This window comes from Novosphingobium sp. FG137, assembly GCF_057809735.1.
In genome coordinates, this window is record NZ_JBMDKN010000006.1 from 159,744 (window position 1) to 180,543 (window position 20,800).

At 66.9% G+C, this 20,800-nt stretch carries 14 protein-coding genes; 12 read left to right on the forward strand and 2 right to left on the reverse strand.

What is annotated here, in order from left to right; all coding sequences use genetic code 11:
* The first annotated feature begins 6 nt into the window (after positions 1-6).
* The 11 genes from ACODS2_RS17590 to ACODS2_RS17640 all read left to right on the forward strand — a co-directional run bounded on the left by ACODS2_RS17590 (position 7) and on the right by ACODS2_RS17640 (position 16,256).
* The gene (locus ACODS2_RS17590; protein ID WP_488999981.1) at positions 7-5,094 is read left to right on the forward strand and encodes an isopeptide-forming domain-containing fimbrial protein; all 5,088 of its coding nucleotides are present in this window, start codon (positions 7-9) and stop codon (positions 5,092-5,094) included.
* Between the two features lie 128 nt (positions 5,095-5,222).
* Positions 5,223-5,792 carry a DUF4402 domain-containing protein gene (locus ACODS2_RS17595; protein WP_488999982.1) on the forward strand — a complete coding sequence of 190 codons (570 nt, stop codon included), beginning with the start codon at positions 5,223-5,225 and terminating at the stop codon, positions 5,790-5,792.
* Entirely contained in the window at positions 5,792-6,352 is a 561-nt protein-coding gene (locus tag ACODS2_RS17600) for a DUF4402 domain-containing protein (protein ID WP_488999983.1), read from the forward strand. Before ACODS2_RS17595 ends, ACODS2_RS17600 begins: the two co-directional genes overlap by 1 nt.
* 159 nt (positions 6,353-6,511) lie before the next feature.
* The gene (locus ACODS2_RS17605) at positions 6,512-7,009 is read left to right on the forward strand and encodes a DUF4402 domain-containing protein (RefSeq protein WP_488999984.1); all 498 of its coding nucleotides are present in this window, start codon (positions 6,512-6,514) and stop codon (positions 7,007-7,009) included.
* A gap of 362 nt (positions 7,010-7,371) precedes the next feature.
* On the forward strand, positions 7,372-7,869 hold the full coding sequence (locus ACODS2_RS17610) for a DUF4402 domain-containing protein (RefSeq protein WP_298169244.1): 498 nt from the start codon (positions 7,372-7,374) through the stop codon (positions 7,867-7,869).
* 77 nt (positions 7,870-7,946) lie between these two features.
* The gene (locus tag ACODS2_RS17615) at positions 7,947-8,477 is read left to right on the forward strand and encodes a DUF4402 domain-containing protein (protein ID WP_488999985.1); all 531 of its coding nucleotides are present in this window, start codon (positions 7,947-7,949) and stop codon (positions 8,475-8,477) included.
* A 452-nt stretch (positions 8,478-8,929) separates the two neighbouring features.
* A complete protein-coding gene (locus tag ACODS2_RS17620) occupies positions 8,930-9,427 on the forward strand; it encodes a DUF4402 domain-containing protein (protein WP_298169251.1) in 498 nt (165 codons plus the stop codon).
* Between the two features lie 72 nt (positions 9,428-9,499).
* Positions 9,500-10,033, forward strand: coding sequence for a DUF4402 domain-containing protein (locus ACODS2_RS17625; RefSeq protein WP_488999986.1), 534 nt, complete (start codon positions 9,500-9,502; stop codon positions 10,031-10,033).
* A gap of 72 nt (positions 10,034-10,105) precedes the next feature.
* On the forward strand, positions 10,106-11,065 hold the full coding sequence (locus tag ACODS2_RS17630; protein WP_488999987.1) for a fimbrial biogenesis chaperone: 960 nt from the start codon (positions 10,106-10,108) through the stop codon (positions 11,063-11,065).
* Positions 11,062-14,865, forward strand: coding sequence for a hypothetical protein (locus tag ACODS2_RS17635; protein ID WP_488999988.1), 3,804 nt, complete (start codon positions 11,062-11,064; stop codon positions 14,863-14,865). Before ACODS2_RS17630 ends, ACODS2_RS17635 begins: the two co-directional genes overlap by 4 nt.
* Positions 14,866-14,903: 38 nt before the next feature.
* Complete coding sequence (locus tag ACODS2_RS17640) at positions 14,904-16,256, forward strand: APC family permease (RefSeq protein WP_488999989.1); 1,353 nt, start codon at positions 14,904-14,906, stop codon at positions 16,254-16,256.
* 84 nt (positions 16,257-16,340) lie between these two features.
* Here ACODS2_RS17640 and ACODS2_RS17645 read toward each other — a convergent pair whose 3' ends face one another.
* Both ACODS2_RS17645 and rtcR read right to left on the reverse strand, forming a co-directional pair.
* Positions 16,341-17,336, reverse strand: coding sequence for an MBL fold metallo-hydrolase (locus ACODS2_RS17645; RefSeq protein WP_488999990.1), 996 nt, complete (start codon positions 17,334-17,336; stop codon positions 16,341-16,343).
* Positions 17,329-18,921 (reverse strand): RNA repair transcriptional activator RtcR, encoded by a 1,593-nt coding sequence (gene rtcR, locus ACODS2_RS17650; protein WP_488999991.1) that lies wholly within the window; start codon positions 18,919-18,921, stop codon positions 17,329-17,331. The genes ACODS2_RS17645 and rtcR overlap by 8 nt, the downstream gene beginning before the upstream one ends.
* 266 nt (positions 18,922-19,187) lie before the next feature.
* Here rtcR and ACODS2_RS17655 point away from each other — a divergent pair, with 266 nt between their 5' ends.
* Positions 19,188-20,735, forward strand: coding sequence for an RNA-binding protein (locus ACODS2_RS17655; RefSeq protein ID WP_488999992.1), 1,548 nt, complete (start codon positions 19,188-19,190; stop codon positions 20,733-20,735).
* The last annotated feature ends 65 nt before the right edge of the window (positions 20,736-20,800 follow it).

Here is a 20,800-nt window from a genome sequence, read left to right on the forward strand (position 1 = left end):
TGGGCGATGGCCGCGCTGCTTATTGCAGCGCTGCTTATCGCGACCAGCGTTCCCGCCGCGGCGAAGACCATCACCAACACCGCCCATGCGCGCTGGAATCAGGGCGACGCCGAACTGACCGCCGACTCAAACGTGGTTTCATTCGATGTGGTGAAGGACAATCCCAAGATTTCGGTCCTGCCCCTGCCCGGCGGTGGCGACACTTTCACCATCAACAGCGGACATTGCGGCACAGACACGCTGCCCGACGTCAAGGTTGACGTTGCCGGGGCCAATCCGGGCGATCCGGTCACAATCTCGAGCATCATCGTGGGACAGCCGGTGGTTTTCCGGCTCGTACTGGATCGCGCGTCGCTCAATCCCGCGCAGCTCGACACGGTCAAGGTGACCATCACTTCGGCGAGCGGCGACCGCGAGCAGGTTACCATCAGCGAAACCGCCGCCGACAGCGGCGTGTTTTATGGCGCCATTCCAACCAGCGCGATCCCGCCGCAACCGAGGGATGGCGATTGCCGCCTCAGCATCTCGGGCGGTGACAAGGTCACCGTATCTTACAACGGCGCGAGCGGCGATGGTTCGGTCATCAAGACCGACGTCGACGTGCTTGCCGACCCCTATGGCCTTGTTTTCGATAGCGAGGATGCCGCCCCGATCGACGGCGCGCGGGTCACGCTGGTCGATGTCGCCACCGGCCAGCCGGCGCGGGTCTTCGCCGACGATGGTGTGACGAGCTGGCCTTCGACCATCGTCACCGGATCGGTGATCACCGATGGTGCCGGACGCACATGGCAGATGCCGGAGGGCGAATACCGCTTCCCGCTCGCCCCGCTTGGGACCTATCGGCTGGTCGTCATCCCGCCCGAACCCTATACCGCGCCATCGTCGCTCACGCCGAAGAATTTTGCCGGCCTGAGGCGCCCCGATGGGGGCGATTTGGTTATTTTGCCAGCATCGTATGGTGAAAGTCTGGCACTTTCGAGCCCGGCGCCGGTCCGTGTCGACATACCGGTGGACAGACCACCGGTTGCGGTCAGCCTCAGCAAAGTCGCCTCGCGCCAGATCGCCCAACCGGGCGATGCGGTGTTTTACACGATCACCGTGCGCAATACCGACACGGGGCGGGCGAAGCGGGGTGTCGTGCTGAGCGATACGCCTTCCGCGAACCTGCGTCTGCGCGTCGCCACGATCCGGATTGATGGCGCGAAGGCCGCAACGGACGCCGTGACGGTCGCGCCGGACGGCCGCACGATGACAATCGCCATCGGCACGATTGCGCCGGGCGCGACCCGCACCGTGACGTATGCCATGACCGTGCGCTCCGAGGCATCCGCAGGCAATGCACTTAACCGTATCGATGCGGTTGACGCTCGTGGATTAACCGCAACGGCGAGCGCGGCTGTCCGTATCGAACGCGACAACCTTGCTGCGACGATGACGCTGATCGGCCGTATCACGCTGGGCAGCTGCGACGTGCCGAACACGCGCAGCGCGCCGCGCCCCGGCATCGGCGGGGTCCGCCTCGTGCTCGAAGATGGCAGCTTCGCGGTCACCGATGCGGAAGGGCGCTATCACTTCGAAGCGCTGATGCCCGGCACGCATGTCGTTGAAGCACAAGCGGTTACGCTGCCCAAGGGCGGCAAGTTCGTGGACTGCACGCGCTCCACCCGCAGCGCCGGCAGCGCATCCAGCCGCTTTGTGATCGGCCAGGGCGGCAGCCTCGTCGTGGCCAATTTCGCCGCCACCGTGCCTGCCGAAACGCTGGCAGCGGCAGCGGCAGCAGCAGCTGCCAAGCCCGTCGCGGAGAGCGACCGCACAGCAGCGGGCGGCGATACCGACTGGATTGCCAAGGGCGATGGCCCCAACGAATTTGTCTTCCCGACAGCCGACTACAACCCCCGCGCGCCGACGACGCGCGTGGTGATCCGCCACCGCAAGGGGCAGACGGTGGCGCTGAAGATAGACGGCAAGCCGGTCGACAAGCTGGCGTTCGACGGCGCGCAGAGCTCGCCCGAGGGCTTTGCGATGAGCGTGTGGCGCGGCTTGCCCCTGCCCGGCGAGGACACCCGCTTCGATGCCGAAGTGCGCGATGCAAGCGGCAAGGTGGTGGAGACCTTGACGCGCACGGTGCACTTCGGTGCGACGCCGGCGAAAGTCGAACTCGTGCCCGAACGCACCCATCTTGTTGCGGACGGCGCAACGCGGCCCGTGGTTGCGGTGCGCGTGCTCGATCGCACCGGCCGCCCGGTTCATGCGGGCATTTCCGGCCCGATCACGCTCTCCGCGCCCTACGAAAGCGCGGCGGCGCTCGATGCCATGCAGAGCCGCGTGCTGTCCGGCCTGGACCGCGCGCCGCCGACGTGGATCGTCAAGGGCGATGACGGCGTTGCGCTGATCGAGCTTGCGCCGACCATGGTCAGCGGCAGCCTCGACCTCACTTTCCAGTTCACCGACCGCGAAGTGAAGCGCCAGCAGGTGCTCGAAACCTGGGTCGTGCCGGGCGAAGCGAAATGGACGCTCGTCGGCCTTGCCGAAGGCGCAGTGGGCGCGAAGACGATTGCCGATCACATGCAGCGGAGCGGCAAGTTCGACAGCGATCTGGGCAATCACGCCCGCGTGGCGTTCTATGCCAAGGGCCGGATCAAGGGCAAATGGCTGGCAACCGTGGCCTATGACAGCGCCAAGCAGCGCGCAGAGCAGCGCCTGCTCGGCGGGCTCGACCCCCGGGCCTACTACACCGTCTTCGCCGATGGATCGGATCGCCGCTTCGATGCCGCCAGCGTGAACAAGCTCTACGTCCGCATCGAGAGCGCCAAAGTGCGCGCGATGTTCGGCGATTTCGACACCGGCTTCGATCACACCCAGCTTGGCCGCTATCAGCGCACGATGACCGGCGTGAAGGCCGAGGCGCGCTTCGGCAAGATGCGCACCGAAGCCTATGCCGCCAAGGTCGCCACCACGCACCGCCGCGACCAGATCCCCGGCGGCGGCATCAGCGGGCCCTATCGCCTCTCCAGCCGCGCGATCGTGCCCAACAGCGAAACGGTGACGATCGAAGTGCGCGACCGCTTCCGGTCAGAAGTCGTGGTTTCGAGCCAGGTGATGACGCGCTTCCTCGATTACGACATCGATCTGCTGGCAGGCACGATCACTTTCAAACAGCCGGTGCTGAGCCGCGATGCCAACCTCAATCCGCAGCAGATCGTGGTCGACTATGAAATCGACACGCTGAACGGCGGGGCGTGGAATGCGGGTGCGCGGACGGAATGGCGCAACAAGTCGGAGAAGGTGCGCCTCGGCGCGACCGCGATCAGCGATGCATCGGCCAACACGGGCGCGGCGGTGATGCGCACCAATCTCGGCGCGGTGGATGCCAAGGTCTACATCGGCACCAAGACCGAGGTGCACGCCGAAGCGGCGATGAGCCATGCGACCGGCGGCAGCACCAAGGCTGCATGGCTGATCGAGGCCGAGCGCCATGACGCGCGGCTCGACGTGCTGGCCTATATCCGCTCGCTCGATGCCAATTTCGGCGTGGGGCAAGTGAGCATCGGTGAACTCGGCCGCCGCAAGATCGGCGTCGATACCCGCTACCGCCTGACCCAGAAGTGGCTGGTGAGCATGGCGGCGTGGCGCGACCAGTCGCTGATCGACGGTTCGCACCGCAGCGCGATCCAGCTGGGCACGACGTGGAACTCGGCCGGCACCGAAATGCGCCTCGGCATCGCGCGCTACAGCGAAACGCTGGCAGAGGGCGCCGCGGCCGGCCCCACCGGCGCGAAGGGCGGCAGCACCACGCTGATCGAGGCAGGCAGCACCAAGCGCCTGTTCGACAACAAGCTGGAACTGAACGCAGCCGGTTCGATCTCGATCGGCAGCCGCGACGCGACCTCGTATCAGGCGCCGCGCTACCGGATCGGTGTGCGCTATGCGATCACGCCCGATGTGCGCCTGATCAGCGATTACGAAATCGGAGCCGGCAGCCAGGGCGAGACGCGCACGCTGCGCGGCGGGCTGGAAGTGCAGCCGTGGACGGGCGCCAAGATCGCCACGGTGATCGGCCAGCAGGCAACCAAGGGCCTGGCCGCGACCGGTGAGCAGCAGGCGATCACCGAGCAAGGACGGCGCGCCTTCGCTGCCTACGGCCTCGCGCAGTCGCTGCCGATCAGCAAGGCCCTGACGCTCGACGCGACGATCGATGGCAACAAGGTGATCGGCGGCAAGAGCGCGCTCGCCACCAATGGCGGCACGGCGGTGGTCGGCGGGAGCAACCAGACCACGATTGCGGAGGACTTCACCGCCTACACGCTTGGCGCGACATGGCGCTCGGGCCGCTGGAGCGCGACCGCGCGGGCCGAGCTGCGCGATGGCGAGATTTCGAAGCGCAAGGGGCTCACCTTCGGCATGATCCGCCAGATGGGCGAAGGCAGCGTGGTGGGCGGCGCGGTGACCTTCTCCACGATGCGCGATGCGAGCGGCGCGACGAGCGAAGTGGGTAGCGCGGCGATCTCGATCGCGCACCGCCCGGCGACCTCGGCCTTCGCGTTCCTCAGCAAGATCGAATTCCGCAGCGACCGCATTTCGGGCGTGACCGCCGCAAACGGCAATGGCACCGGGGCGGCGACGGACGGCACCGCACTCACCGTCGATGGCAATGCCCGCTCGCGCCGGATCGTTGCCAGCTTCTCGGGCGATTGGGCACCCAATGGCCGGGTCGATGGGCAGATGGTCCAGCGCACGGAGCTCAGCGTGTTCGTCGCCGCGCGGCACAATCTCGATCGCTACCAGGGCTTTGACCTTGCCGGCACGACCGTGCTCGGCGGCGTCGATGCGCGGATCGGCATCGGCAAGCGCATCGAGGTTGGCGGCAGCGCCACGGTGCGCCGCAGCCTTTCCGATGGCACGACATCCTATGCGATCGGCCCGCAGATCGGCATCGTTCCGGCGGACAACGTGATGGTTGTGATCGGCTACAACCTGACCGGCTTCCGCGACCGCGATTTCGCCGCCGCGCGGAACACCTCCAAGGGCCTGTTCGCGACGATGCGGGTGAAGTTCGATTCGAACAGCCTCGCCGCGTTGGGGATCGGCCGGTAAGCATCTCCGTTAACGAACTAACTTAGCATGTTCCAACCGGGGACTGCGCCTTCCCGCGTATTGCCGCCGTGCCGGTACAAGTTTATCAACCATATCCTCGCTCCTCGTTTTGCGCAGGATTGGCTCGCTTGCACCGCGTTCGCATCGCCCCCCTGAACCGAACGATCCGCTGGATGGCGGCGGCCGTTCTGGGCGCGGGCCTTGCCGGTTTCTCGGCCCCTGCTCTCGCCGCTGCGCCTTCGGTCACGGTCAGCGCAGACCAGGCTTTGCGCTTTGGCAGTTTTTTTACCGATACGACCGGCACACGCACCGTTTCTGCAACCGGGTCGGTTACAGGTTCGGCCATCATTCCGCTTACAGGAACCTCACCCGGCCCGGCGCAGTTTACCGTCACCTACGATCGCGGTAACAATGCCAACACCAACTATTCGCTGCTGATCGCGGTGCTGGTTCCCGGCACGGCGAGCCAGGTAAGCGGCGGGGTAACCGGCACGATCGCCAGCTTCGATACCGACCTGCCGGGCGTGAATGCCCTGCTCCCCGGCCAGACGGCGCAAGTGACACTGACGGGCTGCCAGCGCCGGATCTGCAGCCGCACGTTCCGCGTTGGCGGCACGCTGCAGGTCGCGCGCACCTCGGGCGGCGCGCAGCTTGCGATTCCGGTGCCGATCGTCGTGACCCTGCTGGCCGAGTTGTGATGCGCGGCCGGCTCCTTCTAGCGGCTTTCGCCGCCGTGATCGGAACCCCGGCGCTGGCGGCCACCGGGCAAACCTCCACGGCGCTCGGGCAAGCGCAGGCGGTGATCGTCATGCCGATCATCGCCGTGCCGCTGAATGACCTCGATTTCGGCTCGCTCACGTCCTCGCGCACGGCCAGTGGGTCGGTCACCGTGGGGGCCGAAGGAGGCGCCACATACGCCGGGGGCACATCGCCGGCCTGCGCAGGCGGCGGTGCCTGCGCCGGAATCGCGCCGGCCCGCTTTCTTGTGAGCGGCGAGGCCGGCCGCAGCTACACCGTGAGCGCGCCTGCCGCGATCACGGCGACCGGGACGCTCCTGGGCGGCGGAAGCGCCCCTGCGCTCGCCATCGATTCGCTGAGCGTGCATCTGGATAGCCATGCCGGCAGCGTGACCAGCATGGGCCAGCTTGATGACAAGGGCGAGGATCGCATCGGCGTCGGCGGCCGGCTCAACGTGCCCGCTGGCACCGCAGCGGCGCACTACCGCGCCACGCTGACGATCATGGTCACCTACGGTTGACCGCGCGCCGTTGAGGCCGCTTGCGCCCCTTTTCGTGGCACTTACCTTTCATTAACCATACATACTTAGGAATTGTACGTATGAGGCCGCCGGGAAACCCCGGCCCCTCACGCCTCGCCGTATCTCCGGTGCGGGGCAAAGGGACCAGGAGTTCAACCGGTGAAGAAAGTTTTTCCCGCAGCGCTGATCACGCTTGCCACGGCGTGTCCGGCCTATGCCGGATCGGGCAACACGTCGACAGCAACCGGCACGGCGACGGCGACGATCGTCGCGCCGATCGTGCTGAACCATCCGGCTTCGGCCAGCCTCAATTTCGGCCGCTTCACGCGCGGCACCGGCGGCACTGTGACGGTGACGGCCACCGGCACCGGCTCGGTCGGCAGTGACGTGACGTTCGTTCCCGGCTCGACCACCGCGGCCGACAGCTTCACCGTTGCGGGGGATGCGAACCGTTCATACTCGATCGCCACGACCGGCGGCACCGTGAGCTCGGCCGGAACCAACCTTGCCTTTACCACCACGCCCTCGGCCGTGACCGGCACGCTCAGCGGCACCGGTACCGGCAGCTTCACGGTTGGCGGTACGCTCACCGTCACGGGTACGGCCCCGACCGGCGCCTATACCGGCACCTATTCGGCAACCGTCGCCTACAACTGATCCCCGCGCGGCAGTCCGCCTCGAAAGAGGCTGCACGGGGCGCAAAGGGTTAACGCGAAATCGGCATTTCTTACCAGGCGGCACGCGGTGGCGGAGCCGCCTGACTTGCATCGCGGGTCGGCACTCGATCGGCCAAATCATATTTGTTTTCAGTTTAATAGCCAGCGACACGCGGCACCGGAAATCGAGTCGGCAGCGCAGAATCTTTGCAAAAAGTTTCGCAGGCAAACGGTTTGTTAACCATCTTTCCTTAGGACATTTACCTATCAGGTCACGGGAAACCGAGAGCCCTGATGAAACCGCGTTTACCAGCTCCAAGACCGGGACGTTGCGGGGCGAAACTGAAATCAGGAGCATACGACGTGAAGAAGATCATTCTCGCCACTATCGGCATCCTCGCCACGGCGACCCCCGCCTTCGCCGGTTCGGGCAACCAGTCGACCGCCACCGGTACCGCGACTGCGACCATCGTTTCGCCGATCGTGCTGACCCACCCGGCTTCGGCCAGCCTGAACTTCGGCCGCTTCACCACCGGCACCGGCGGCAGCGTGACCGTGACCGCTGCGGGCGTCGGCTCGGTCGGCAGCGACGTGACCTTCGTGCCCGGCTCGACCAATTCGGCCGACCAGTTCACCGTTGCGGGCGATGCCAGCCGCTCGTTCTCGATCACGACCACCGGCGGCAACGTGACCTCGGGCGCCACCAACCTCGCCTTCACCACCACGGCTTCGGCCGCGACGGCTTCGCTCAGCACCACCGGCACCGCCAGCTTCACCGTCGGCGGCACGCTGACCGTGACCGGCACGGCGCCTGCAGGGGCCTACACCGGCACCTACTCCGCGACCGTCACCTACAACTGAGCCCGGGATTGCGCCGGCTGTCGTCTTGAGGGCGGCAGCCGGGCTCTCGTCGCACAATGTCCAGTCCAGGCCAGTTCATGACCCTTCGCATCCGCCCCTTTCTGACCGTATTGACCGTGCTCGCCGCGCCGCTCCCGGCTGCGAACCCGGCATTGGCGGCGCCTGGCGGAACGGCGACGATGACCGGAACGGCCAGCGCCACGGTGATCACCCCGATCAGCATCGTCGCCACAGCGCCCCTGCGCTTTGGCGTGATGGCCCGCCCCACTGCGGCGGGCACGGTAACCGTGAGCACGGCTGGAGTGGTCTCGACCAGCGGCGGCATGGTGGGCAACACCGCCATCGCCCAAGGCAGTTCGGGGCCCCAGGCCGGCAAGTTCCGCGTGACCGGCGAACCTGGCCGCCAGTTCTTCGTGACCCTGCCGGCGGCAGCGACAGTGACGCGCAGCGGCGGATCGATGACGATCACCTTGTTCACCGTTGGCGCGCTGACCGGATCGCCGGTTGGCACACTCGACATCGCGGTGGGCGGCACGCTTGCCGTGGGCGCGGCGCAGACTGTCGGCACTTACAACGGCACCTACCAGATCACCGCTTCCTACAACTGACGCCGCGCGAAACGCGCTGCCTTCCCACCGCCCGCGCCGCATCGGCCGCGGGCTTTTTTGCGTGCCCGGCGCCGCCAGAAGGCCGCGCCGGGCGGTCAGGTTACGCAAAAATCGCTGTCGGCAAAAAAATTTTCTCAATTTTTCCGTCACCTGGACGCCCCAGCGAGGTGCCTCGGCTTGGCCAGCGCATGCATGACTAAATGCAGATATTCAACTTGCAGCCGCTACTTGCTTGGTTAATTACGAATAAAGAGACATTACCAAGTGGTGTATATTCTCATTTTGGGACATATTCTAAGTAAAAATGCGAATAACTACCCATTAACTCGCCCCGAATACGTACGACTACGTACCGAATAACGGCGATCCAGCCCGAATTCGCAGTACCGCAGTTTGCTGTCGTGTCGCAGCCCAGGGGGGAGGCGCCACGGCCACTATTCGGGAGCATACACGTGAAGAAGATCATTCTCGCCTCGGCCATCGCCCTGATCTCGGCCACCCCGGCTTTCGCGGCTTCGGGCAACACCTCGAGCGCCACGGGCAGCGCCACCGCCACTGTCGTTGAACCCATCGTGCTCACCCACACCTCGGGCGCAGCCCTCGGCTTCGGCCGCTTCACCACCGGCACCGGCGGTTCGATCACCGTTTCGTCGGCGGGCGTGGGCTCGGTCGGCGGCGATGTCGCCTTCGTCCCGGGTTCGACCAACTCGGCCGACGCCTTCACCGTCACGGGTGATGCCAGCCGTTCGTTCTCGATCAGCACCGGTTCGGGCACCGTCACCGATGGCACCAACTCCATCGGCTTCACCACTGCGGCTTCGGCAGCGTCCGGCACGCTGAGCGCCGGCGGCACCGCCAGCTTCTCGGTCGGTGGTCAGCTGACTCTGGCCGGCACCGAACCGGCCGGCGCCTATGCCGGTTCGTACTCGGCGACCGTCACCTACAACTGATCGCACAGATCCGCGGGGGGCTGCCGATAGCGGCGGCCCCCGGCTTGTGCACTCCCTTTTCGGAACCCCTAGATGTCTTCGCCCGCGCGATTCCTGTCCGGAATGGCGGCCATGGCCTGCGCCTTGGCAGCCCTTTCCGGCACTGCGTTCGCAGCCCCGAGCAGCTCCACCGTGAGCGGCGCGGCGCAGGCGGTCATCCTCACGCCGCTGGCGATCGCGCCTATCGATGCCCTTTCCTTCGGGCAATTGACGCGTCCGACAGCAGCGGGAACCGTGGTCCTTTCACCTTCGGGCACGATCACCACCACGGGCGGCGTCATCACCAGCACGGCGATCGCGCAGACCGTGCGCCGGGGGCCCGGAACCTTTGCCGTCGTCGGTGAAGCGGGCCGCGCCTTCAGCGTCAATCTGCCCACGGTCGCCATCCTGCGCCAGGGCACGCGCAACATGCGCCTCAGCGCATTCCGCAGTAACTGGACCTCGGGCGACGTGTTGAGCCCCACGCGGACTTATGCGCTTTCGGTGGGCGCCACGCTCAATGTCGGGGCGAACCAGACCACCGGCACCTATACGGGCACTTACGTCGTAACTGTGACTTATCAGTAGTCTGCGATTGCCAGCGAATCAGGGATTCCCCATAAGGGCATTAACCTATTTCGCTGACCCGGGACGTACCACTTGCCATACATCGGACACCGCGGCCTTGCGGCAAAGCTGACGACCGCCGCGCTGGGCCTCAGTCTCGTTTTTGCGTTGCCTTCCAGTGCCTTTGCACAGGCGGCGAGCCAGGGCGACGAACCAGCAGACGCGCCGCCCGCCCCCGCTGCGCTGCCTGCCGGCGCGGTCGGCGGTATGGGCGACATTAACCTGTTCCCCAAACGCGTCGTCATCGACGACCGCACGCGCATCGCCAGCGTCGGGCTCTACAACCGCGCGGCCGCTGCCGGTGAGTACGAGATCACCGTGAGCGACATGGCGATGCAGCGCGACGGGCGGCTTGTCGATCTGGCGGCGGTGCAGGACGCGGCGGCACGTGATGCGGTCCACACCGCCAGCGGCTTCCTGCGCTGGTCCCCGCGCCATGTCGCGCTGCCGGCGAGCGAGGCACAGATGGTGCGGATCATGGCGCGCGTACCGCCCGATCTGCCACCGGGCGAATACCGCTCGCACTTTACCGTCGTCTCGGTCCCGCCCGAAACCGGGGGCACCAGCATCGACGAGGCGGCGGGCGCGGAGACCAACAACGGCATCGGCGTGCGCATCGTGCCGCGCTTCGGCATCTCGATCCCGGTGATCGTGCGCGTGGGGGAAACGACGCTGACGGCCGGCTTGAAGGACCTGAAGCTCTCGGCGCCGCCCGGCGGCCCCACAGCGCTTTCGCTCACCATCACGCGCGAAGGCACGCGGTCCGCTTTCGGCGACATCACGATCACCGCTCCGGGCGCGAAAAAGCCGGTGGCCGAGATCAAGGGCATCGGCGTCTACACCGAAATCGCCGAGCGCGCGGTGCAGGTGCTGATCGATCCCGCCACCGAGCCGCGCTTCATGGCGAAGGGAACGCGCTGGACGGTGAGCTATGTCGATGACGACATGTCACCCGGCAAAGTGCTCGCGCGTCAGGAATTCATCGTGCCGTGAAACCACGCGGGGGGGGCCAGCAACGCGGATCCTCCAGTTCGCTGCGGGTCGTGCTGGGCGCAACGCTCGCGCTCGCGGGAGATGCCGCGCGCCGTGAGCTGACGCCGCCGGAAGGCCCTGCCCCCGATCCCCCGCGCGAGGCTAAGAAGACCCGGCGCTTGGAAAAGCTGCCCGAACCGCGCTTTGCGGAAGCGACAACGCAGGCACCCAAGGCCAGGCCGGGACGGAAGGCCAGCCCGAAGCATGCGGGTGGGAAGCCGGTAGAGTTGGCACAGGCAGAGGCCGCTCCGCTTGCGTCCAGCCTCGCCGAACCTGCACCGCAGCCCGAAAGCGCGGGCGTGCTTTCGGCCGAGTTTCGCCGCGCGATTGCACCGGAGCCGGTGCCAGAGCCGGTGCTTGCGCCAAAGCCGCCCGCTGCCGCGCCCGCGCCGGTTGCCGAGCCGGTGCCGCCTGCAGCCGAACCTGCCGCTGCCTCACCGCCGGAACCGCCGCCAGCTGCCGCGCTTGTTGCTGCCGATCCGCTTCCTGCGCCAACCTTCGGTCCTCCGGCTGCTGCTGCGCCCGCGCCGCCGGTTGCCGAAACCGCCGCCGCTGATCCCGTAGCCGAACCTGCGGCGCTGGTTGCGTCTCCTGCACCCGTGCTCGCGCAGGCACCGGAAGCGCAGCCTGTCAGCAAAGCCCTGCCCCCTCAGCCGGAACCAGAACTTGCGCTTGCGCCTGAGCCGATCAAACCTGTGGCGGAGACGCGCACGGCCCAAACTGTGCCAATCCCGGCGCCGGAGGTCGCGACGACCGCCGCGCCGCAGCCCGCAAAGCTGGCTGCGCCAGAGCAGGCCGTGCTCCCGGCCCCGCCCGCCCCGCCTCCACCGCCCATAAAGCTCACAGAAGCGTTGCCGCGCCCTGCATTTGGCGGAGCTGAGCCTTCTTCAGCAGCTTCTGCCCCCTCACCGCTTCCCAACCTAGCCCCCGCGCCAACGCGCCTCGCTTATGCGCCAACCTCGCTGCCGCTGACGACCGTGGCGGCCGGCACGGCGCCCGCTGCCACGGCTCCCGCCAAGCCCGCCTCGCGCAGCTTTGCCGAAAGCCGCCGCGCCCTGCCGGAGCCTGCATTCGGCGCGCCGGCGGCGGCACCGAAGCCCGCCCTCACCGCGTCCCCACTGCGCGCCAATGTCACCAATCAGGCGGGGCTTGGCGCGGCTTCCACGGTGCCTGTAATCAGCGACGACGACGAACTGATCCTCCAGATCGAGACCGCGCAAGGCGAGATGAGCGACACGATTGTCGCCTATGGCCTGCGTCAGGGCGTCTATCTGCCGCTTGGTGCGCTGACCCGCTTTCTCGACCTGCCGGTCGCCGTCAGCGATGATGGTCATTACGCAAGCGGCTGGTTCCTGAATGAAAAGCGCACGGTCACGCTCAACCTGCGCGATGGCACGCTACTGGTTGCGGGCCAGCCGGTGCCGCTCGGCAAGGGCGATGCGGTTGCCTATGAAGGCGAGCTCTATCTGAAAGCCGAGCGCTTTTCCGATCTCTTCCCGCTCAATCTCAAGGTCGATCTGCGTGCCCAGACGATCGCGGTGAAGACGCGCGAGCCCTTCCCCTTCGAGGAGCGCCTGGCGCGCGAGGCCGACCGCGAGCGCCTTGCCTCGCGGTCCAATCGCGAAGGCCCGGCGCGCTTCCCGCGTGAGGAAACACCGTGGCGGGCGCTCTCGCTGCCCGTGGCAGAGACCGAGTTGCGCGCGCTGACCGACGATGATCTCGGCACGCGGCTGGAAGCCGACTTGCGCCTTGCCGGGGACTTCGCCTTCATGACCGCGCGCGCCTATGCCAGCGCTTCGACGCGCGACGGGCTGACGGCAGCGCGCCTCGAACTGGGGCGGCGCGATCCCGATGGCGATCTGCTGGGGCCGCTGAAGGCCACCGAGTTCCAGCTCGGCGATGTCGCCACCGGGGCGCTGCCCATCGGCCTGCGCGGGGTGAGCGGGCGCGGCGCCTTCGTGACCAACGCGCCGCTCGAGCAGGCCTCGATCTTCGATTCCGTCGATCTGCGCGGCGATCTGCTCGATGGCTATGAAGTGGAGCTCTATCGCAACAACGCGCTGATCGGATCGACTCGCATGCCGGTAAACGGGCAGTACGCCTTCCTGCAAGTGCCGGTCGATTTCGGGCTCAACGTGTTCCGCCTCGTGTTCTACGGGCCGCAGGGCCAGCGCCGCGAAGTGGTGCGCAAGATCAGCGTGGGCGATGGCCGCCTCGCACCGGGGCAGTTCATTTACAGCGTGGGCGCGGCGCAGAAGGACGTGAACCTGTTCGGTGTGCGCGGCCCCCGCTTCAGCCCGGCCCCCGATTTCGGCGCGTGGCGCGCAACGGCGGAACTGGGGTACGGCATTTCGCGCGCGATCACCGCCACGATGGGTGCAGCGACATGGGACAGCGGCAGCAAGCAGCGCTGGCTGGCAGCAGCCGGGCTCAGAAGCGGGATCGGCGCAACGGCCTTGCGGCTCGACCTCGGCGTGCAGGACGGCGGGGGCACGACGATCGAAGTGGGCCTTGGCGGAAAGCTCTTCGGTCTGGCCTACAGCGCAACCCACGCTGAATACGGCGGCGGCGCGATCGACGAGGTGCGCGCCTTCACCGCCGATCCGCTGCGCCGCGCAAGCGAGCTAAATCTCAACACGTCGCTCCATTTCGGATCGGGCACCAATGCGCATGTCATGCCGATCACCAGCCAGGTGCGGCGGATCGAATATGCTGATGGCCGCCGCCAGACCGATGCGGCGCTGCGCACCACGCTGCCGCTGGGCGGCGTGCTGCTGTCCAATACCTTCGACTTCAACCGGGTCAGCGCGCCGACCACGCCGAGCAGCAGCCGCCTGATCGGCAACTTCGATCTCGCCACGCTATCCGGCTCGAAGATGCGCTATCGCGCCAGCCTCGGCTATGGCCTTGTGCCCACGCTCAACCTGCAATCGGTAACGCTGGAGGCCGACCGGCGCTTTGGCGAAAACACGCTGGTGCGCGGCGGGGTGACGCATACGCTGGCAGACCACCAGACCACGCTGGCGCTTTCGGCGATCCGCCGTGTAGGCCCGGTGAACGTCGCGCTCGATGGCTCGTACGGCTTTCCCAAGCGCAACTTCTCGCTCGCCCTGCGCGTGGGCCTGAGCTTCGGGCGCAATCCGCTTTCGGGCCGCGGCTTCATCGCCCGCCCGGGCCTGACCAGCGGCGGCGCGGCGGCGCTGACTGCCTTTGCCGACGCCAATGCCAACGGCGTGCGCGATCCCGGCGAAGGACCGGTCGAGGGCGTCACCTTCCTGTCCGGCACGAACGAGAGCCGCACCGATGCGCAAGGCCGCGCCTTCATCCCCGGACTGGGCGACGGCGCGCGCGCCTCGATCCGGGTGGACAGCGATTCCATGCCCGATATCGCGCTCGCCCCCTCGCGCGCAGGGATCGAACTTGTGCCGCGACCGGGGCGCATCCACACCAGCGATTTCGCGATCGTTACCTTGAGCGACATCGAGGGCACGGCCTATTTCCGCGCCGAATCCGGCACGCGCGCCGTCTCGCGGCTCCAGTTGCGGCTGCTCCGGCCGGATGGCAGCCTTGCCGCAAGGGCGCGCAGCGAATCCGATGGCTTCTTCCTGTTCGAGCGCCTGCCTGCGGGCGAATACCGCCTCGAACTCGATCCGCAGCAGGCGGCCTCGCTCAAGATCAGGCTGGAAGTCCCGGTCATGCTCACGCTTGGCGGCAAATCGAGCGTGCTGCGCCAATCGATCTATGTGAAATCGGCGAACTAGCCTTCCCCAGTCGGTAAATTTCTCTACCGTTCCGCTTGATGCACACCGGTCCTGAATTCCCGCCTCACCACCAGCCCAAGCGCGTGCTGAGCACCACGGCCGCCGCTGCGGTGGTCATGGGCATGGTCATCGGGGCGGGGATCTTCCGCACGCCGCAACTGGTGGCGCAAAGCCTTGGCGGCGAAGGCGCGCTGATGCTGGCCTGGGCGCTGGGCGGGATCTTCGCGCTGATCGGCGCGCTTTGCTATGCCGAGCTTTCCGCCGCCTACCCGGATACCGGCGGCGATTACCGCTTCCTGCGCGAGGCGTTCGGCGGCGACGTCGCGTGGCTCTTTGCGTGGTCGCGCTTTGCGGTGATCTTTTCCGCCTCGGGCGCGCTGCTCTCCTTCGTCGGGATCGACTACCTCGCCGAACTGGTGCCGATGGGCACCTTCACGCGCGCGCTGGTGGCGGGCAGCATGGTGATCCTGCTCACCGCGCTCAACCTGCGCGGGGTGCAGACGGGTACGCGCGCGCAGATCGCGATGGTGGCGATGGACGTCGCGGCGCTGCTGGCACTGGGCGGCGCGGCGCTGTGGCTGGCCTATTGGGGCGTAGCGCCGCAGCAGGTTGCAGCGACCGCGCCCGCCCCGGTCACGCTTGCGGCTTTCGGACAATCGATGGTGTTCATCATGCTGGCCTATGGCGGCTTCAACGATGCCTCGACACTTTCCGCCGAAGTCCGCACACCCGCTGACATGACCCGCGCCCTTTTCGGCGGCATGGTGCTGATCACCGCGCTCTACATGATCGCCAACTGGGCCTATGTGCGCGGGCTGGGCATGGCTGGCCTTGCCAGCAGCGAAGCCCCCGCCGCCGCGCTGATGGCGCGTGCCTTCGGATCGGCGGGCGAAGCCGTAATCGTGGTCTGCGTCGCCGTGGCCGCCTTCTCGGTGCTCAATGCGCTGATCATCGTCGGCGGCCGCACGCTCTACACCGCCGCCGAAGACGAACCCGCGCTCGCCGCCCTCGCGCAGTGGGACCAGAGCAAGGGCGTGCCGCGCGCGGCGATCCTGGTGCAGACCGCGGTCGAACTGGCGCTGATCGCCTGGGGCGCGGCGTCAGGCCGGGGCTTTGCGACGATGGTCGACTACCTCTCGCCGATCTACTGGCTGTTCCTCACCATGAGCGGGCTTGCCGTGGTGATCCTGCGCCGCCGCCAGCCGCAGGTGGAGCGCCCCTACAAAGTGCCGCTCTACCCGGTCCTGCCCCTCATTTTTGCCGCAGCCTGCGCGGGCGTGCTCTACAGCAGCGTGGTCTATGTCGGCTGGTCGGGCTGCCTGATCAGCTTCGGCATGCTCGCGCTTGGCTTCCTTGTGCGCACCGGGCTGCGGATGACCGTGAAGGGCTGAGCCGCAGTGCGGTGAACCGAGATTGCCCGGCGGCGCGAGTGACCTGCTGGACAAGTGCCAAGTGTCAGGGTCGATGACGGGGGCTCAATCGAGGCCCCATTCCGGAATGAAGCGCGATTGCGGAAAGACCGCGCACGCGGCATCGCGCATCGCGCGCCACTGGGCCGGCGAATAGCGCCGCGAAAGGTGCAGCAGGGTGTAACAACCCACGCCTGCCATGCGGGCAAGCTCGGCAATCTCCGTCACGGTTGAATGATCGTACCTGCGGGCAAGTTCGATATCCTCGGGCGTGTACTGCGCTTCGGCATAGAGCGTGCCGACCCCGGCAAGCAGCGGGGCGAGCCGCGCGCGCTCGCCCGCATCGGCGCGGAAATCGGTCATGTAGGCGGCGCAGTCGCCGGGCATGGCGGTGATGACCTGCTCCCGCAAGGTAGCGGCATCGCGTTCGGCCCCGCCGATCTTGACAGTGCGCACCCCCGGATCCTTGAGCGCGGCGAGCCACGGCCCCGGCGCCAACCCCAGCGCCTTCACCGCCGCCATATCGACAGCGGTGCGATCCGGCTCGCGCACCACATAGCCCAGGCTCGTGCCGTGATGGCGCAGCGAAAGCGCGGTGACCGAGGCCTCGGGGGTCGCCAGCACCGGTCCTTCCAGCTTGCGACACGGCCCCTCATGCATCACCGCGAAGGCTTCGTGCGCCTCGAACCGGAAGGTGTGGACTTCCGCTTCCCCGATATCGTGGACATGCCACGTCGCCGAAAGCTCGCTCGCATGGTTCCACCAGAACCCCTGAAAGCGGTGGTGAAGAATGCGCGCGGTCCCCGGCGGGCCCCAGATGTGGTTCTCCACCTCGCCGCGCTGGAAGTTCATGCGAAAGAACGCATCGAACCCGGTGATGTGGTCCATGTGGAGGTGGCTGAGGAAGAGGTGATCGATCGCGCGAATCTCGCCCGGCGATAGCGCCGCCAGGGTATCCGCGCCGCAATCGAACAACAGGCGGCTGCGGCTCTGCCCGCCGTCGGCAGTGACGAGCAGGGCGTTGTCATTCGGCGGAGTGCCGAGGATGCGCACATCAAGCATGGCCGGAGACCTGATCCCAATCGAGCCCGAAGCGGACCAGATATTTGCGCAGCCGGTCGGCATCGTTGGTGCTGGCGCGGCGCGTGCGTGAGGCCGCAAACAGCCGGCGGCCTGCTTCCGAAAGCGAGCGGCTGGCGCGGCATTCCGCCACGACATGCGCGAGTTGCACCCGGTCAAACGGATCGATTGCGGCAAGGGCTTCGGCATCGAGCAAGGCACAAAGCCCATCGTCCCCACCAGCACCGCTGCCCCACAGGCGTTGCAGCCGCGCGATCTCGGTCGCCACCACATCGCTGTCGATCCGGCCCTTGGGGGAGAAGGTCGCCATGCGCGTCACGCTGGCGGCAAGATCGCGGAAATTGCCCGGCCAGCGCGCCGCCGGGCTCATCGCGAAGGCGAGGTAGCGTTCGCGGGCTTCCTTGTTGAACATCACCCGCTCGCCCTCGCGTTCGGCATGGCGATCGAGTTCGTAATCGAGGTTCGGCGCAATGTCCTCGCGCCGGTCGGCAAGCCCCGGCAGCGCGAAAGTCCACAAGTTGAGCCGGGCGAACAGGTCTTCGCGGAACGTGCCATCGGCCACGCAGCGCGCCAGATCGCGATTGGTACCGGCGATCAGCTGGAAATCGCTTTGCGCCTCGCGGTCGGCACCCACCGGGAGGAAGCGTTTGTCCTCGATCGCGCGCAGGATCATCGCCTGCTCGTCAAGCCCGAGTTCGCCGATCTCGTCGAGGAACAGCATGCCGCCATCGGCGGTGCGCAGCAGGCCCGGCCGATCCGCCGCCGCGCCAGTGAAGGCGCCCTTGCGGTGGCCGAACAGCGCCGACATCGCGCTGTCGCCGCGCAGGGTCGCGCAGTTGACCTCGACGAACTGGCCGCTGACCTGCCGCTTCAGCTTCTTCAGCTCGAAGATGCGGCGGGCGAGCTGGCTCTTGCCGGCGCCGGTCGGACCCATCAGCAGCATCGGCGCGCGGGTGCGGCCGGCGACCTGCTCGATCTCGTCTATCATCGTGTTGAACGCGGCATTGCGCGTCTCTATGCCGGACTTGAGGAACGAAGTGCTGGCCTGCGCTTCGCTGGCAAAGCGCGTGGCGATGCTGTCATAGCGCGAGAGATCGAGATCGATCACGCTCCACTTGCCCACCGCATCGGGGCCGCCGCGCTGCGGCTGGGTCTGCAGCAGGCGGCCCGGCAGATAGTGAGCCTCAGTCAGCAGGAACAGGCAAATCTGCGCGACGTGGGTGCCGGTGGTGATGTGGACAAGCACGTCCTCGGTATCGGGATCGAACGGCTGCGCGCGCGCGAAATCGAGCAGCTTGCCGTAAACTTCCTCGAAATCCCAAGCATCGGTGAAGTCGATCACATGCCGCTCGACCTGCGTTTCAGGCGAGACCGAGGCGATATCCTCGCTCACCAGTTCGGCGAGGCGGCGGTGGAGCGAGCCGTGGATCATGAGGAAGCGGTCGACCCGCAGGTCCTCGTGCATGCATAGCCCCACCGAGGGCCGCCACTTCATCCAGCGCGAAGGGCCGAACTTGGCAGCATCGAGGGTCGAGCCGAGGAATCCGATGACGGTGGTTGGCTTCATGCGCTGAATCTATAACTGCTTATACCACGATATACAAATTGGCACACGCCTTGCGGAAGCGGCGCGCGTGCTGCCAAGCCGGGTTTCAGAATAACTATAATATTAACAGCATCTTACCACTTTTCTTCGATCTCAACGATCAAACTGGCACGCCCTCTGCAGAAGCATTGGTGTCGGGTCGGTCGAACAGCCCGGCGCACGCGGAACCGAGGGGCGGCCGGAATGGGCCGGCCGCCCCCAAGGTCCGGACTTTCCGGAGTTGGACGATGGCCAACAAGAACCTTTTTGCTTCGGCGCTCTCGCGGTTTCTGCCGCGCGCCGACACGATCAACCAGGCGGGCGGATCTGCCTATGCCTACGGCTCTGAAGCGAAGCTCGCGCAGCTGGCCGTGACCGGCACGCTGGCCGACGGCTTCTATGGCAGCGCGGAAACGCAGCTGGCTGATGTCGTGCTGGCCGCGAAGGACGTCGATCCCGAGTGGGTCGCCAAATGCGCGGTCTATTCCCGCCAGTCGGGCGCGATGAAGGATATGCCGGCCTTGCTGGCCGCCTATCTCACCGTCGCGGATCCCGATCTTGCGGTGCGCGTCTTCCGGCGCGTGATCGATAACGGCCGCATGCTGCGCACCTTTGTGCAGATCATGCGCTCGGGTCAGGTCGGGCGGGCCTCGCTCGGTTCGCGGCCCAAGCGGCTGGTGCGCGAATGGCTGGAGACGGCATCGACGGCGCAGCTGATGCAGGCGGCGACGGGGAACGATCCGAGCCTGGCGGACATCGTCAAGATGGTCCACCCGGCCCCGGCCACGCCCGAGCGGCGCGCGTTCTATGGCTGGCTGATCGGCAAGCCTTACGACGTGGCCGCGCTGCCGGCGGAAATCGCGGCGTTCGAGGCCTGGAAGCGGGCGCCGGACGGCGAGCTGCCCCCGGTGCCGTTCGAATGGCTGACCGCTTTCCCGCTTGTCGCGGAGCAGTGGGGCGCGCTTTCGGCTCGCATGGGCTGGCAGGCGCTGCGGATGAACCTCAACACGCTGGCGCGCCACGGTGCGTTCGGCGTCACGGGGGTCACCGAAGCGGTAGCGACCCGGCTGTCCGATCCGGCAGCGATCGCCCGCGCGCGTCCGATGCCTTACCAGTTGATGGTGGCCTTGGACCAGGTGGGAGACGGTGTGCCGCTGGCGGTGCAGGCAGCGCTCGAAAGCGCGCTGGAGGCATCCCTGGCTGGGGTGCCGAAGCTCGAAGGCCAGGTCGTTGTCTGCCCGGACGTTTCGGGTTCGATGCGCTCGCCGGCAACGGGTGTCCGCAAGGGTGCCACATCCAAGGTGCGCTGCATCGACATTGCTGCGCTGGTCGCCGCCGCCGTGCTGCGCCGGAACAGCAATGCCCGGGTGATTCCGTTCGAATGCGATGTGGTCGATCTGAAGCTCGATCCCCATGCCCGCGTGGCCGTGAATGCGGCGAAGCTGGCGGCGGTGGGTGGCGGCGGGACCAACGTCTCGGCACCGCTCGCGCTCCTCAACCGGGAGCGGGCGCAGGTCGATACGGTCGTGATCGTCTCGGACAACGAATCCTGGGTCGATGCCAGGCGGCATGGCGCTACGGCGACGATGAGCGAGTGGAACAAGCTGAAAGCCCGCAATCCGGGCGCGAAGCTGATCTGCATCGACATCCAGCCTTATGGCTCCACGCAGGCAAAAGACCGGGCGGATATCATGAATGTCGGTGGCTTCACCGATGCGGTGTTCGATGCAGTGGCGCGCTTTGCAAAAGGCGAGACGCGCGACTGGATCGGGATCGTCCAGAATACGGAGGTTTGAAGAAGCGGGTCACGGCGAATGCCGGAAGGACTACATGGGATTTGTGGGTCGCGGGTTCGAGTCCC

What these genes read in the sequence shown, in the direction of transcription:
- ACODS2_RS17590 (WP_488999981.1), top strand. Translation starts at nt 7, where the DNA reads ATGGCCGCGCTGCTTATTGCAGCGCTGCTTATCGCGACCAGCGTTCCC.
- ACODS2_RS17600 (WP_488999983.1), top strand. Translation starts at nt 5,792, where the DNA reads ATGCGCGGCCGGCTCCTTCTAGCGGCTTTCGCCGCCGTGATCGGAACC.
- ACODS2_RS17615 (WP_488999985.1), top strand. Translation starts at nt 7,947, where the DNA reads ATGACCCTTCGCATCCGCCCCTTTCTGACCGTATTGACCGTGCTCGCC.
- ACODS2_RS17625 (WP_488999986.1), top strand. Translation starts at nt 9,500, where the DNA reads ATGTCTTCGCCCGCGCGATTCCTGTCCGGAATGGCGGCCATGGCCTGC.
- ACODS2_RS17640 (WP_488999989.1), top strand. Translation starts at nt 14,904, where the DNA reads ATGCACACCGGTCCTGAATTCCCGCCTCACCACCAGCCCAAGCGCGTG.
- ACODS2_RS17645 (WP_488999990.1), bottom strand. Translation starts at nt 17,336, where the DNA reads ATGCTTGATGTGCGCATCCTCGGCACTCCGCCGAATGACAACGCCCTG.
- rtcR (WP_488999991.1), bottom strand. Translation starts at nt 18,921, where the DNA reads ATGAAGCCAACCACCGTCATCGGATTCCTCGGCTCGACCCTCGATGCT.
- ACODS2_RS17655 (WP_488999992.1), top strand. Translation starts at nt 19,188, where the DNA reads ATGGCCAACAAGAACCTTTTTGCTTCGGCGCTCTCGCGGTTTCTGCCG.